The organism is Schnuerera sp., from assembly GCF_035459645.1.
Taxonomy (GTDB): Bacteria; Bacillota; Clostridia; order Tissierellales; family Tepidimicrobiaceae; genus Schnuerera.
Genome location: NZ_DATHXO010000500.1, coordinates 1 through 1,807, shown reverse-complemented (window position 1 = coordinate 1,807; position 1,807 = coordinate 1). Strand labels below are relative to the sequence as shown.

At 26.2% G+C, this 1,807-nt stretch carries 1 protein-coding gene; it reads right to left on the bottom strand.

Annotated features, from left to right (window positions below; all coding sequences use genetic code 11):
- Positions 1 to 227: 227 nt before the first annotated feature.
- A partial coding sequence (locus tag VK998_RS11710; RefSeq protein WP_325228534.1) for a hypothetical protein occupies positions 228 to 1,807 on the bottom strand: 1,580 nt, incomplete at its 5' end.

The following is a 1,807-nucleotide window of genomic DNA, read 5'->3' as shown; positions in this document are numbered from 1 at the left end:
TCATTTCCACCAACCCAATATAAATTCTTAGTTACTTCTCTAACATTATACATTGATAAACCCCCTCATTTTTATTTATATATTCAATATATAAATATTAGTTAACTATATTTTATTAACTTAAAAATTTAACAAAATATTCTCTTTATATATAATTTAATTTTAGCAATTTCCAAATATTTAGAACTCATGTTTTACATATATTATAATATATAAAAGTTATATAATCAATACGAAAACCCTTTTCTCCATGCAAATATATTGAATATGACTAATGCTATCATATATACTAACATACCATATTTAAACATAGTGGCAATATAATGAGCCCCTGCTAGAACTCCTAATATTAAGATAAAAAATATGGCGATTATACCTTCTCCTTTGTTGCCCTCTTCAAAAGGTGTTGAAAAAGGTAATCTTTTAGTTGCTAAGTTGAAACAAATTATAATAAATAACAATAGTGTTAGAAATAAAATAATTAAATCCATAAATATTTTCCCCTTGAAAATAACCATAAAGATTATACCGATAAAAATATATAAGGGAAGTATTAAGCTAACAAAAGAGGCTTTTATTGTACCTTTAAATATAGCTTTAGTCCCATTAAATGGGGCGATTTTATAAACCCATGCTCCTTTATAATTGCCTGAAAACCCTATTGTACTTATGATATTAGGAACTATTAAGCCAATAAAATACAGACTGAAATACACTTTACTGGAAGCTATCCTCCCCCATCCTATTTCTTTTAAGCCAGTCAACAAAAATATAAAAGGAAAAACTATTGAGAATCCTAAGGAAGGATATACCCTCAATTTAAAATTTCTTTCTTTTTTCAACATATTTGTAGCAAATTTAAAAAACACTCTTTCTTCTTTATTTCTACATATTACCCCCGATATTAATTTGTTTAATCCTTTATTTCTAGGTTCAGAATGTTCACTGCTTTCATTTAACTTTTGCAAATTACGTTCAAATGTCGGAGTAAGTTTATTATATATAATCATTGATGCTATAGGAACTGTAAATGCTAATATTGAAAATATTATTATATAAAAGTTGTAATTCCTATTCAATATTAATTCAAAGGGTCCACTAAACCAAATAGGTGGTACTATATAATGCCAAAATTTATAGGTAAATTCTCGATTCAAAATGTCTTCAATATTAAACAATCTCCCTACTATTTGATATCCTATAGTTACCGTTATAGTTAATGCTATTTGAAAATAATTTATAATATCCTTTAATCTTTCACCATCAAAAAATTTAAGAATCAATAGATAAAGTAATGCTGTTATTACTACTATAAAAAGATCCATAAATATAATTTCGATAAATAATAATATAAAAAATAAAAACCCATGTTTTATTAGACTAGCTATAAGGGCTGGCCCTGTAAATGCAATTGTTATGGAAAACATATAAATCATTATATGAATTGTCTTAGCTGCACTTAATGTTTTCCCTTCTATAGGTTTTGTAAGAATTATATCTTTATCTTTCAAATCTAATAATACAGAAGAAAAATCCGAAACTAAAGTTATTGTTAACATAAACATTAAGACTCCAAATACTAAACTCATTTGAAATAGATAGTTTTCTCCTAAAACAACTAGAGGAATAAGTATAATCCCTAGAAGTATATACATCCATAAGGACTTTAAAAGGCTATTGTCTTCATCTTTATTCTTTTTTGAAGAATTAATCATAGTAGTTGGAGTTCTTCTTCCATCTAAGGTAAGCTTTACCTGTAAAATTCTTCTCATAATAGGGTAGTCCACCCCAAATTTTTCAAAGAGTC